The 12,957-nt window shown below is 70.0% G+C and carries 10 protein-coding genes; 2 read left to right on the plus strand and 8 right to left on the minus strand.

Translation table 11 applies throughout. The annotated features are described in order from the left end of the window. Positions 1 to 10 precede the first annotated feature (10 nt). The 4 genes from ACFV9H_RS24450 to ACFV9H_RS24465 all read right to left on the minus strand — a co-directional run bounded on the left by ACFV9H_RS24450 (position 11) and on the right by ACFV9H_RS24465 (position 4,372). Complete coding sequence (locus tag ACFV9H_RS24450) at positions 11 to 1,360, minus strand: replication-associated recombination protein A (protein ID WP_385401789.1); 1,350 nt, start codon at positions 1,358 to 1,360, stop codon at positions 11 to 13. A 32-nt stretch (positions 1,361 to 1,392) separates the two neighbouring features. After that, positions 1,393 to 2,010 (minus strand): vitamin K epoxide reductase family protein, encoded by a 618-nt coding sequence (locus ACFV9H_RS24455; protein ID WP_385401792.1) that lies wholly within the window; start codon positions 2,008 to 2,010, stop codon positions 1,393 to 1,395. 360 nt (positions 2,011 to 2,370) lie between these two features. Beyond that, positions 2,371 to 3,630 carry a histidine--tRNA ligase gene (gene hisS, locus ACFV9H_RS24460; RefSeq protein WP_385401795.1) on the minus strand — a complete coding sequence of 420 codons (1,260 nt, stop codon included), beginning with the start codon at positions 3,628 to 3,630 and terminating at the stop codon, positions 2,371 to 2,373. A gap of 10 nt (positions 3,631 to 3,640) precedes the next feature. Continuing rightward, the gene (locus ACFV9H_RS24465; protein WP_385401797.1) at positions 3,641 to 4,372 is read right to left on the minus strand and encodes an MBL fold metallo-hydrolase; all 732 of its coding nucleotides are present in this window, start codon (positions 4,370 to 4,372) and stop codon (positions 3,641 to 3,643) included. A gap of 153 nt (positions 4,373 to 4,525) precedes the next feature. Between ACFV9H_RS24465 and ACFV9H_RS24470 the strand changes: the two genes are divergently transcribed. Continuing rightward, positions 4,526 to 5,308, plus strand: a complete 783-nt coding sequence (locus ACFV9H_RS24470) for a peptidylprolyl isomerase (RefSeq protein ID WP_385401800.1) — start codon at positions 4,526 to 4,528, stop codon at positions 5,306 to 5,308. A gap of 182 nt (positions 5,309 to 5,490) precedes the next feature. Further along, positions 5,491 to 6,720: a DUF349 domain-containing protein gene (locus tag ACFV9H_RS24475; protein ID WP_385401802.1), complete on the plus strand. Its 1,230-nt coding sequence runs from the start codon at positions 5,491 to 5,493 to the stop codon at positions 6,718 to 6,720. 93 nt (positions 6,721 to 6,813) lie between these two features. Here ACFV9H_RS24475 and ACFV9H_RS24480 read toward each other — a convergent pair whose 3' ends face one another. From ACFV9H_RS24480 to secD, 4 genes are all read right to left on the minus strand, one after another. Continuing rightward, positions 6,814 to 9,237: a RelA/SpoT family protein gene (locus ACFV9H_RS24480; RefSeq protein ID WP_385401805.1), complete on the minus strand. Its 2,424-nt coding sequence runs from the start codon at positions 9,235 to 9,237 to the stop codon at positions 6,814 to 6,816. 309 nt (positions 9,238 to 9,546) lie between these two features. Then, a complete protein-coding gene (locus ACFV9H_RS24485; RefSeq protein WP_385401807.1) occupies positions 9,547 to 10,101 on the minus strand; it encodes an adenine phosphoribosyltransferase in 555 nt (184 codons plus the stop codon). Further along, a complete protein-coding gene (gene secF, locus ACFV9H_RS24490; RefSeq protein WP_385401809.1) occupies positions 10,098 to 11,153 on the minus strand; it encodes a protein translocase subunit SecF in 1,056 nt (351 codons plus the stop codon). The genes ACFV9H_RS24485 and secF overlap by 4 nt, the downstream gene beginning before the upstream one ends. 3 nt (positions 11,154 to 11,156) lie before the next feature. After that, positions 11,157 to 12,950 (minus strand): protein translocase subunit SecD, encoded by a 1,794-nt coding sequence (gene secD, locus ACFV9H_RS24495; protein WP_385401811.1) that lies wholly within the window; start codon positions 12,948 to 12,950, stop codon positions 11,157 to 11,159. Positions 12,951 to 12,957 lie beyond the last annotated feature (7 nt).

Raw genomic sequence — 12,957 nt, forward strand, 5'->3', positions numbered from 1 at the left:
CCCGCCAGGGTTACGCGCCGCGCAGCCGCTCCCGGACCTTTTCCACCACGTCCGCGTAGCGGGCCTCGGCTCCGTACCGCGTCGGCTCGTAGTACCGCTTGCCCGCGACCTCGTCCGGCGCGTACTGCTGCGCGGCGATACCGCCCGGCACGTCGTGCGGGTACACGTACCCCTGCGCGTGCCCCAGCTTCGCCGCGCCCTTGTAGTGCCCGTCCCGCAGGTGCGGGGGGACCGAGCCCGCGAGCCCCGCGCGTACATCCGCCAGCGCCGCCCCGATCGCGGTCGTGGCGGTGTTCGACTTCGGGGCCAGCGCCAGCGCGATGGTGGCGTGCGACAGCGTCAGCGCGGCCTCCGGGAAGCCGATCAGCGCCACCGCCTGGGCCGCGGCCACCGCGAGCGGCAGGGCCGTCGGGTCCGCGAGCCCGATGTCCTCGCTCGCCGAGATCATCAGGCGCCGCGCGATGAACCGCGGGTCCTCCCCGGCTTCGATCATCCGTGCCAGGTAGTGCAGCGCAGCGTCCACGTCCGAGCCGCGGATCGACTTGATCAACGCGCTCGCCACGTCGTAGTGCTGGTCTCCGTCCCGGTCGTACCTGACCGCGGCCCGGTCGACGGCCTCTTCCACCGTCTGCAGGGTGATCTCGGCCTCGCCCTTGGCGATCGCCGACCCGGCCCCCGCCTCCAGCGCGGTCAGCGCCCTCCGCGCGTCGCCGCCGGCGATCCGCAGCAGGTGGGCCTCGGCGTCCGCCGGCAGGGTCACCGATCCGCCGAGCCCCCGCTCCTCCTCCAGCGCCCGCCGCATCAGCGCGCTCAGGTCCTCGTCCGTCAGGGGTTCGAGGGTCAGCAGGAGGGAGCGCGACAGCAGCGGGGAGATGATCGAGAAGTACGGGTTCTCCGTGGTCGCGGCGATGAGCGTCACCCAGCGGTTCTCCACCGCGGGGAGGAGCGAGTCCTGCTGGGCCTTGCTGAAGCGGTGGATCTCGTCGAGGAAGAGGACGGTCTCCTTGCCGTAACCGCCGGCCGCGCGCTTCGCGCCCTCGATGACGGCGCGGACCTCCTTCACGCCCGCCGTGATCGCGGACAGCTCCACGAAGCGCTTCTGCGTCGCCTGGCTGACCACGTACGCGAGGGTGGTCTTCCCGATGCCGGGCGGCCCCCAGAGGATCACCGACGAGGCACCGGCCGGTCCGCCGGCGCCCTCGCCCACCAGCCGGCGCAGCGGGGAGCCGGGCTTCAGCAGGTGCTGCTGGCCGACGACCTCGTCCAGGGTGCGCGGGCGCATGCGGACGGCGAGCGGAGAACTCGTCGGGTCCTTCTCCTGGCGTTCTTCGGCAGCGGCGGTGAAGAGGTCTGGTTCCACACAGGAAGCCTATGCGAGCCCACCGACACTCTTTACGTGGTCCAGAAGTCCCACCAGCGGGTGAGGATCAGCATCCCGATGATCCCGACGTGCAGGACGGGCGGCACCCACGCGAACTCGTCGAAGAAGCCCTTCAGCCAGCCGGGAGCCGGCAGCATCCCCTCGCGCACGTTGTGGGCGGTGACGTACCAGAACATGAAGATCGTCGCGACCCACGCCAGGCAGCACCACAGGCAGAGCGAGTTGATGTTGTAGAGCGACTGGTAGGTCAGCCAGGCGCAGAAGACGACGCCGAAGAGGGTGCCCGCGTTCAGCGTCAGCCAGTACCAGCGGCTGAACCGGGCCCCGGCCAGCAGGCTCATGCCGACGCAGATCACGATCCCGTAGGAGACCAGTCCGAGCATCGGGTTCGGGAAGCCGAAGACGGCCGCCTGGTCGCTCTTCATGATGTTGCCGCAGGAGACGATCGGGTTCAGGCTGCAGCCCGGGGTGAAGTTCGGGTCTTCGAGCAGCTTGAACTTGTCGATCGTGATCACCCAGGCGGCGAGCAGACCCGCGGCGCCCGTGATCACCAGCAGCAGGGCGAGCGCCCGACTGCCGCCGACGGTCGTCCTCGGGGCGGTGCCCGCGTCCGTACCTCGTGTCGTCATACCGCCCGCTCCACATCTACAAGGTCGACAAGCACCGGCCATTGTGCCGTACCGGGCCCGGGGTCCACCGTTCGACGGACATAAGGAGTACGCACGGGGGGACCGGCACGGAGAATTCCGCCACACCATTTGAGACATGACACGGAACGCGGTGGAAGTACGGGGGCTTCGCAAGCAGTACGGCGAGGTCACCGCGGTCGACGGACTGGACCTGACGATCCGGCAGGGCGAGCCTGCTGACCTTCAAGTGGAAGAACCACCGCGACGGCTGAGCCCCGCCGGTGGTTGGGGCGCGGGTCCGGGCGGAGCCCGAAAGCCCCGCGCGGCGGCACCCGCGCCCCACCCCACCGACGGCGAACGTCAGGCCAGGCGGGCCTGGACGGTTGCGACCAGCTCGGCGACCGGCACGGCCGTCTGCTCGCCGGACTCCATGTCCTTGAGCTGGACGACGCCCTCGGCGAGGTCGCGGTCGCCCGCGACGATCGCGAAGCGCGCCCCGCTGCGGTTCGCGTCCTTCATCGCGCCCTTGAGGCCCTTGCCTCCGTACGACATGTCCGCCGCGATGCCCGCCTTGCGCAGCTGCGTCACCAGCCCGAACAGGATCGGCTTCGCCTCACCCAGGGCGACCGCGAACACCGACGTCGACGCCGGGATGTCCAGCTCGACGCCCTCGGCCTGGAGCGCGAGCACCGTACGGTCCACACCCAGCGCCCAGCCCACCGAGGGCAGCGCCGGTCCGCCGATCATCTCGGACAGGCCGTCGTATCGGCCGCCGCCGCCCACCGCGGACTGCGAGCCCAGGCCGTCGTGGACGAACTCGAAGGTGGTCCGCGTGTAGTAGTCCAGCCCGCGCACCAGCTTCTCGTCGTCTTCGAAGGCGACCCCGGCCGCGGTCACCAGCGCCCGGACCTGCTCGTGGTACGCCTTGCACGCGTCACACAGGTAGTCCCGCAGCATCGGAGCGCCGACCAACTGCTTCTGTACGTCGCTCCGCTTGTCGTCGAGGACGCGCAGCGGGTTGATCTCGGCCCGACGGACGGTCTCCTCATCGAGGTCGAGACCACCGAGGAAAGCCTGAAGCGCTTCCCGGTACACCGGGCGGCACTCCTTGTCGCCCAGCGAGTTCAGCAGGATCCGGAAGTTGCGCAGGCCCAGCGAGCGGTACGCCTGGTCGGCCAGGATGATCAGCTCGGCGTCCAGCGCCGGGTCCTCGGCGCCGATCGCCTCGGCGCCGACCTGCGAGAAGTGGCGGTAGCGGCCCGCTTGCGGCTGCTCGTAGCGGTAGTACGAGCCCGAGTACCAGAGCTTGACCGGCAGGTTGCCCTTCTTGTGCAGGCTCGCCTCCAGTGCCGCGCGGAGCACCGAGGCCGTGCCCTCGGGGCGCAGGGCCAGCTGCGCCCCGCCCTTGGTCTCGAAGGCGTACATCTCCTTGGAGACGATGTCGGTGGACTCGCCCACGCCTCGGGCGAAGAGGCCCACGTCTTCAAAGCCGGGAGTCTCGATGTAGCCGTAGCCGGAATTCCGGAGCGGGGCCGCGATGGCCTCGCGTACCGCCAGGTACTTCACGGAGACCGGCGGGATCAGGTCGTACGTGCCCTTGGGGGCCTTGAAAGTAGCCACGAAATTCTCGTCACATTCCTCGTCGTGGAGCGGCCGTAGGATCCGCTGCCAGGCCGGCGGCGACCTCCCGCAGGTACGGGTTGGTCACGCGCTCGCGGCCGATGGTGGTCTGGGGACCGTGGCCGGACAGCACCACGGTCGAGTCGTCGAGCGGCAGGCACACACGGGCCAGCGATTCGAGCATCTCGGCGTGGGAGCCGCCGGGCAGGTCGGTGCGTCCGATGGAGCCGGCGAAGAGCAGGTCACCCGAGAAGAAGACCGGCGGAATCCCCTGATTTTGAGGAGTGGCGGCCAGCTCGGGCATCCGGAAGGTCACCGACCCCTTGGTATGCCCCGGCGCGTGCGCCACGGAGAAGTCCATGCCGGCCAGCTTCAGGCCGGCGCCGTCCGTCAGTTCGCGGACGTCGTCCGGCTCCCCCACGGTCAGCTCGCCCATGAGCGGCATCCCGATGGAGCGGCCTAGGGCCTTCTCCGGGTCGCTCATCATGTAGCGGTCCTCGGGGTGGATCCAGGCCGGTACGTCGTGTGCTCCGCACACCGGGACGACCGAGGCCACATGATCGATGTGGCCATGGGTCAGTACGACCGCGACGGGCTTGAGCCGATGCTTCTTCAGCGTCTCCTCGACACCCTGGGTGGCCTGGTGGCCGGGGTCGATGATGACGCACTCCTCACCGGCGGCGGGGGCGACCACGTAACAGTTGGTCCCCCAGGCCCCGGCAGGGAACCCGGCAATCAGCACGTTCGTCCTCAATCGTCGTCCGGCGGGAGCTTGCAGATCGGAATGCTGCTGCTCAGAGCCTACCGGCGCCCTTCATTACACAGCCAACCCATATACGGTACGGGCTAGCCCAGCCCGGACAGCGGTACCAGAGACGCACAAGGAGACGACCCGGTGGTCACGAGCGATCAGCGGCGGCGACAGCTCGCCAGGGAGAAGTACGAGCGCCAGCAGAAGCGCCGGGCCGAGGCCCGGCAGAAGGCGCGCCGGCGGATGGCGGTGATCGGCGCGGCGGTGGCCGTGGTCGTCGCGACGCTGGTCGGCCTCATCGTGGGCGGCGTCTTCGACAAGGACAAGAAGGACCAGGCGGCGGACCCGTCGGCGAATCCGTCGGCCTCGCCGACGCCCAAGCAGTCCCCGTCTCCCGAGATGGCCATCGATCAGAAGGCGAAGTACACCTTCGCCCTCAAGACCAGCGCGGGCGACGTCAACTTCACGATGCACGCGGCGAAGACCCCGCAGACCGTGAACTCCTTCAAGTCGCTCGCCGACAAGGGCTACTTCGACAACACGAAGTGCCACCGCCTGACCTCGGGCGGGATCTTCGTGCTCCAGTGCGGTGACCCCGAGGGCACCGGCATGGGCGGCCCCGGCTACAACATCCCGGACGAGAACCTGGACGCGCTGGGCCGGCCGAACGACCAGGGCAAGGTCGTCTACCCGGCGGGCACGGTGGCCATGGCCAACACCGGCAAGCCCGGCTCGGGCGGCAGCCAGTTCTTCCTGGTCTACAAGGACAGCCCGCTGCCGCCCTCGTACACGCCCTTCGGCAAGATCGACGCGGCCGGCATGAAGGTCCTGGAGGACATCGCCAAGGCCGGCACCGCCGACGGCGGCCAGGACGGGGCGCCGAAGAACGAGGTGAAGATCGAGAAGGGCACCGTCACCCAGAACTGACGGAACGCGGCACCGGCCCGGCCGGCTTCCCCCGCACGCCGAGATTCCGTCGTGCGGGATGCGGACAGCCGGCCCGGCGGTCGCCTATGTTGGCGTTGTGCAGGGCGGGCGCTGCCCGCCCCAGGAAACTGTGGACGATGCCCGGGGGTGAACCCTCACAGGCATCAGGTGGAGGAGGCGCTGTGAGCAGCGACCCGTGGGGCCGAGTCGACGAGACGGGCACCGTGTACGTGCGTACTTCCGACGGCGAGAAGGTCGTCGGCTCGTGGCAGGCGGGCACCCCTGAGGAGGCCCTGGCCTATTTCGAGCGCAAGTACGAGGGCCTGGTGGTCGAGATCGGCCTCCTCGAAAAGCGGGTGCGGACCACTGATCTGTCCGCCAAGGACGCGCAGACGGCGATCGACCACCTGCGGACGCAGGTCGACGAGCACCACGCCGTGGGCGACCTCGACGCCCTGCGCGTACGGCTGGACAAGCTGGTCGCGACCGTGGAGTCGCGGCGCGAGGAGCGCAAGGTCCAGAAGGCCAAGCAGACGGACGAGGCCCGCGCGGCCAAGGACGCGCTGGTCGTCGAGGCCGAGCAGCTGGCGCAGAGCGACCAGTGGCGCAGCGCCGGCGAGCGGCTGCGTGCCCTGGTGGACATCTGGAAGGGTCTGCCGCGGCTGGACCGCAAGTCGGACGACGAGCTGTGGCACCGCTTCTCGCACGCCCGCTCGGCCTTCTCCAAGCGCCGCAAGGCGCACTTCGCCTCGCTGGACGCGCAGCGTGAGGACGCCCGCAAGGTGAAGGAGAAGCTGGTCGCGGAGGCCGAGTCGCTGTCGAAGTCGACCGACTGGGGTCCGACGGCCGCCCGCTACCGCGAGCTGATGGCGGACTGGAAGGCGGCGGGCCGGGCGCAGCGCGAGGCCGAGGACGACCTGTGGAACCGTTTCCGCGGTGCGCAGGACGTGTTCTTCGCGGCCCGCGGCGAGGTCTTCGCCGAGCGTGACGCCGAGCAGACCGAGAACCTGAAGCTGAAGGAGGAGCTGGCCGAAGAGGCGGAGAAGCTCGTCCCGATCACGGACCTGAAGGCGGCCCGTGCCGCGTTCCGCACCCTCAACGAGCGCTGGGAGGCCATCGGCCACGTGCCGCGGGACGCCCGGCCGAAGGTCGAGGGGCGGATGCACGCGGTGGAGCGGGCGATCCAGGAGGCCGAGGAGGGCGAGTGGCGTCGTACGAACCCGGAGGCGCGGGCCCGTGCGGCCGGTCTGACGGGTCAGCTCCAGGCGGCGGTCGACAAGCTCCGCACCCAGATCGACGCGGCCCGCGCGGCCGGCAACAACGCGAAGGCCGACAAGCTGGCGCGTGAGCTGGAGGGCCGTCAGGCCCTGCTGGACCAGGCGCTGAAGGGCCTTGAGGAGTTCGGCGGCTAGTCCCCCGGCTCCCCGGCACGTACGAGGGCCCCGGTACGGATTCCGTACCGGGGCCCTCGTACGTCCGCGTCCGCGGCCGGGGCCACGGCCTGGCTACGGCCTACGGGCCGAGGTCACGCGGTAGACGTCGTAGACGCCCTCCACGCCCCGGACGGCCTTCAGGACGTGGCCCAGGTGCTTGGGGTCGCCCATCTCGAAGGTGAAGCGCGAGGTGGCCACCCGGTCGCGGGAGGTCTGGACGGCCGCCGAAAGGATGTTGACGTGCTGGTCCGACAGGACGCGGGTGACGTCCGACAACAGCCGGGAGCGGTCCAGCGCCTCGACCTGGATGGCCACGAGGAAGACCGAGGACTGGGTGGGGGCCCACTCGACCTCCAGCATCCGTTCGGGCTGCTGGGAGAGCGAGTCGACGTTGACGCAGTCCGCGCGGTGAACCGATACGCCGCTGCCTCGGGTGACGAACCCGATGATGGGGTCGCCCGGTACCGGGGTGCAGCAGCGGGCCAGCTTGACCCACACGTCGTCGACTCCCTTGACGACCACACCGGGGTCGGCGTTGCTGCGCCGCTTGGCGCGGGCGCGGGCCGGCGGGATCGACTCCTCGATGTCCTCGTTGGCCGCCTCCTCGCCACCGAGGGCCGCCACCAGCTTCTGGACGACGCCCTGCGCGGCCACGTGGCCCTCGCCGATGGCCGCGTACAGGGAGGAGATGTCGGGGTAGCGCATCTCGTGTGCGAGCGTGACGAGCGAGTCGCCGGTGAGGATGCGCTGGATCGGCAGGTTCTGCTTGCGCATGGCCCGCGCGATGGCGTCCTTGCCGTGCTCGATGGCCTCGTCGCGGCGTTCCTTGGAGAACCAGGCGCGGATCTTGTTGCGGGCCCGCGGGGACTTGACGAAGCCCAGCCAGTCGCGGGACGGTCCGGCGCCCTCGGCCTTGGAGGTGAAGACCTCGACGAGGTCGCCGTTGTCGAGGGTGGACTCCAGGGGGACCAGGCGGCCGTTGACCCGGGCCCCTATGGTCCGGTGGCCGACCTCGGTGTGGACGGCGTACGCGAAGTCCACGGGCGTCGCGCCGGCGGGCAGCGCTATGACGTCGCCCTTCGGCGTGAAGACGAAGACCTCGTTGCGGGAGAGGTCGAAGCGCAGCGAGTCGAGGAACTCGCCCGGGTCCTCGGTCTCCTTCTGCCAGTCGAGGAGCTGCCGCAGCCAGGCCATGTCGTTGACCGTGTCCTGGCCCGCGCTGCCCTTGGCGGCCTGGGGCACGTCGGTCCGTACCTTCGACGTACCGGCGACGGTCTGCTGCTTGTACTTCCAGTGCGCGGCGATGCCGTACTCGGCGCGGCGGTGCATGTCGAAGGTGCGGATCTGGAGCTCGACGGGCTTGCCGCTGGGCCCGATGACCGTCGTGTGCAGCGACTGGTACATGTTGAACTTGGGCATCGCGATGTAGTCCTTGAACCGGCCGGGGACCGGGTTCCATCGCGCGTGCACCGTGCCGAGGGCGGCGTAGCAGTCCCGGACGGTGTCCACCAGCACCCGGATGCCCACCAGGTCGTAGATCTCCGCGAAGTCGCGGCCGCGGACGATCATCTTCTGGTAGACGCTGTAGTAGTGCTTGGGTCTGCCGGTGACGGTGGCCTTGATCCGGGCGGCCCTGAGGTCGACCATCACCTCGTCCGTGACGACGGCGAGGTACTCGTCCCGCTTGGGCGCCCGCTCGGCGACGAGCCGGACGATCTCGTCGTACATCTTCGGGTAGAGGATCGCGAAGGCGAGGTCCTCGAGCTCCCACTTGATGGTGTTCATGCCCAGGCGGTGCGCCAGCGGGGCATAGATCTCAAGGGTCTCGCGGGCCTTCTTCTCCTGCTTCTCCCGCTTGAGGTAGCGCATGGTGCGCATGTTGTGGAGCCGGTCGGCGAGCTTGATGACCAGGACGCGCGGGTCCTTGGCCATGGCCACGACCATCTTGCGCACGGTCTCGGCCTGGGCGGCCTCGCCGAACTTGACGCGGTCGAGCTTGGTGACGCCGTCGACGAGCAGGGCCACGGCGTCGCCGAAGTCGCGGCGCAGGTCTTCGAGTCCGTACTCGGTGTCCTCGACGGTGTCGTGCAGCAGACCGGCCATCAGGGTGGCGGGGTCCATGCCGAGCTCGGCGAGGATGGTGGTCACCGCGAGCGGGTGCGTGATGTACGGGTCGCCGCTCTTGCGCTTCTGGCCGCGGTGCCAGCGCTCGGCGACCTGGTAGGCCTGTTCGAGCTGCCGCAGCGTCGACGTCTCGATCTTCGGGTCGTTGCTGCGGACTATGCGGAGCAGGGGCTCCAGCACCGGGTTGTACGGGTTCGAGCGCTGCACGCCCAGCCGGGCGAGCCGGGCGCGCACCCGGTTGGAGGACCCGGCCGACTTCGCCGGCACGGGCTTGACCGGCGGAGCCGGCGGGGGCGTGGCGGCGGCCGCCGTGGCCTGCTCGGCCTGCGGGTCGGGCTGCGCGGCGGAGAGTGGCTGGACCTCGTCTGGCAAGAGCGCTCCTCAGCGGATCCGGTGCCCGTGTCCGGTCCGGATAACCCATCGTAGCGAGGGTTCCGCCCCACCGTTCGCCGAGCCCACGCCTCGAACGCTCGGGCGGCCGCGCTTCTGGGGCTCCGCCCCAGACCCTCCCCACGCCGGGCGCACGGCTGCGCGCACTCGCAGACTGACGCCGGCCAGATCCAGCCTCGCCGGCGTTTGAGGCGCGGGGGTCCGGGGGCAGAGCCCCCGGCAGCGGTGCCGCACACGAAAGCGGCGGGCACCCGGGGGAACCCGGATACCCGCCGCTCGGCAAGCGAAAGGTCAGACCACGATCAACGCATCCAGCGGAGCCCCCGCCAGGGAACCGGCCAGCTTGGCCCGCCCCGGAAGGAACGACAGCTCCATCAGGACCGCCACGCCCGCAACCTCGGCCCCGGCCCGCCGGATCAGCGAGAGGGACGCCTCCGCGGTGCCACCGGTGGCCAGGACGTCGTCGATGACCATGACCCGGTCACCCGCCGACAGATCCTCCGCGTGGACCTCGATCTCCGCCGTCCCGTACTCCAGCTCGTAGGACTGCGCCAGCGTCGCCCCCGGCAGCTTCCCGGCCTTGCGCACCGGCACGAAGCCGATCCCGGCCTGGACCGCCACCGGAGCCGCCAGGATGAACCCCCGCGCCTCCAGGCCGACGATCTTCGTCGCCCCGCACCGCGCGGCCAGCTCCACCAGCGCGTCCGTCAGCGCGGCGAACGCCTCCGGGTCCGCCAGCAGCGGGGTGATGTCCTTGAACATCACGCCCGGCTTCGGGTAGTCCGGTACGTCCTTGATCCGGCTGAGCAGCAGCTCCCGTACGCCCTCGGACAGCGTCGCGGTCACCGGCGCCGCCCAGACCGGCCCTGCGCCACGACCTGCGGCTCGTCCTCGGACTCGTAGCCCTCGTCCGCGGACTCGCCCTTGGCCGACGCGGACGCCCGCTTCGCGAGCACCCGCTTCTTCAGGGCCTTCATCGCCGGCTCGCGCTCCTTCAGGTCCACGACCAGCGGGGTCGCGATGAAGATCGACGAGTAGGCGCCGGCCGCGAGGCCGACGAACAGCGACAGTGAGATGTCGTTCAGCATGCCGGCGCCCAGGAAGCCGCCGCCGATGAACAGCAGGGCGCCGACCGGGAGCAGCGCGACGACCGTGGTGTTGATCGAGCGGACCAGGGTGCCGTTGATGCTGCGGTTGGCGATCTCGCTGTACGTGTAGCGGGTCTGCTTGGTGATGTCCTTCGAGCCCTCCTTGAGACCGTCGAAGACGACGACGGTGTCGTAGAGGGAGTAACCGAGGATCGTGAGCAGACCGATGACGGTACCCGGCGTGACCTCGAAGCCGACGAGCGCGTAGACGCCGACGGTGATGGTGAGGTCGTGGATCAGCGCGATCAGCGCCGCGACCGCCATCCGCCACTCGAACGCGATGGCCAGGTAGATCACCACGAGGACCATGAAGATCCCGAGGCCCGTCCAGGCCTTGTTGGCGATCTGCTCACCCCAGCTGGGGCCGACCAGGTCCGCGTTGATGTCCGCCTCGTTGACCTTGAGGTCGGTCGCGAGTTCCTTCTTCACGTCGGTCGCGGCGTCGGTGTCCAGACCGGAGATCTGGATGCGCAGGCCGCCGGTGCCGAGTTCCTGGACGATCGCGTCGTGGCCCGAGGCCTTCTCCGCGGCCTCCGTCGCCTTGGCGACGGAGACGGCCGTCTTCGGGGTGGTGAAGACGGCACCGCCCTTGAACTCGATGCCCATGTTGAGGCCCTGAACGGCCAGGGCCACGATCGCCGTGATGGTGATCAGGATGGAAACGCCGTACCAGAGAAAGCGCTTGCCGACGAAGTCGTAGCCGACCTCACCGCGGTACAGCTTGGCGCCGAGATCTCCCAGCTTCGACATCTCTCACGCCTCCTTTGCGTCGACGGGGACGGGTGCGGAGTCGGTGCGGCGGGACCGGCGCAGCGGCGGCTTGGCGCCGAGCCGCTTCGGGTCGAGGCCGGACCACGGGTGACCGCTGGCGAAGAACTTCGTGCGCGCCAGCAGCGTCATGATCGGCTTGGTGAAGAGGAACACCACGACCACGTCGAGCAGGGTGGTCAGACCCAGGGTGAAGGCGAAGCCCTGCACCTTGCCGACGGTGACGATGAACAGCACCGCGGCCGCGAGGAACGACACGAAGTCGGAGACCAGGATGGTGCGCCGGGCGCGCGGCCAGGCGCGCTCGACGGCCGGACGCAGCGTGCGGCCCTCGCGGATCTCGTCGCGGATGCGCTCGAAGTACACGATGAACGAGTCCGCCGTGATACCGATCGCCACGATCGCACCGCAGACGGCCGGCAGGTTCAGCGCGAAGCCGATGCCCTTACCGAGCAGCGCCATGATCGTGTAGGTGAGGATCGCGGAGACCAGGAGGCTGACGATCGCGACGAACGCCAGGCCCCGGTAGTACACCAGCAGGTAGATCACCACGAGGAGCAGGCCGATCGCACCGGCGATCAGGCCGGCGCGCAGCTGCTCGCCGCCGAGGGCGGCGGTGACGGTGGTGACGCTGTCCTCGCTGAAGGAGAGCGGCAGGGCGCCGTACGAGAGCATGTTGCCCAGGTCCTGAGCGGACTGCTGGGTGAAGCCGCCGGAGATCTCGGCGTTGCCGCCGGTCAGCGCCTGGCCCACCCACGGGTCGGAGATGACCTGGTTGTCGAGCACGATGGCGAACTGGTTCTGCGGGGCCTGCTTGGTCGCGAGCTCACCGGTGATCTTGGCGAACTTGTCGGCGCCCTTGTCGGTGAACTGCATGGTGACGATCCACATGCCGCGCTGGGGGTCGACGACTCCCTTGGCGTCCTTCACGTCCTGGCCGTCGACCTGGGCCGGGCCCAGGACCCACTTGCCCCAGATGTCGCCGCGCTTGCCGCAGGCCAGCGTCGGGTCCTCGGGCTTGACGCCTTGGCCGACGGCGGCGCGCTGCTTCTCGTCATTGCAGTCGAGCGCGGCGAACTTGGCCTGGAGGTCGGCTGCGGCCGCGTCACCCGAAGGCGTCGCGGACGGGGTCGCCGGCGGCGTCGCGGACGGCGTGGCCTTGTTGTCGTCTGCCTTCTTCGACTCGCTCGCCGAGGGCGAGGGAGTGGGGGCGGCGGGGGCCTTGAGGGCCTCGCTGAGCGCACGGCCCTGGGAAGTGGCGCTGGACGACGGGGTGGCCGACGGGGACTTGCTGCCCTCGGCCTTCGGGGCGCCGGAACCGCTCGCGGAGGGGCTCGGGCTCTGCGTGCCCTCGGGAGCGACGGGAGCGCCGTCCGAGAAGGCGAGGACCGGGCGGAAGTAGAGCTGGGCGGTGGTACCGACCTGCTCGCGGGCCTGCTTCTCGTTCATCCCCTTGGGGATGTTCACGATGATGTGGTCGCGGCCCTGCGTCTGGACCTCGGCCTCCGAGACGCCGAGACCGTTGACGCGGCGCTCGATGATGCCGACCGCCGTGTTCATGTTGGTCTCGTTGATGGCGTCCGGCTTGCCGGGCTCGCTCTTGGCCTTGAGCGTGATGCTCGTGCCGCCCGCGAGGTCGATGCCGAGCCGGGGAGTCGTCTGCTTGGAGACGAACATCCCCGCGGTGAGCGCCACCATCGCGATCAGGATGATCGCCAGGGCGCGCCCCGGCCTCCCCTGAGCCCCCGTGGGCCGCCGGCCCTTCTTCGGTGCTGCCACCTTGTCG

The organism is Streptomyces sp. NPDC059874, from assembly GCF_042731135.1.
In the GTDB taxonomy this organism is placed as follows: Bacteria; Actinomycetota; Actinomycetes; order Streptomycetales; family Streptomycetaceae; genus Streptomyces.

Coding starts and splice junctions, on each gene's coding strand:
- secF (WP_385401809.1), bottom strand. CDS start 11,153: ATGTCGAAGCTGGGAGATCTCGGCGCCAAGCTGTACCGCGGTGAGGTC.
- ACFV9H_RS24455 (WP_385401792.1), bottom strand. CDS start 2,010: ATGACGACACGAGGTACGGACGCGGGCACCGCCCCGAGGACGACCGTC.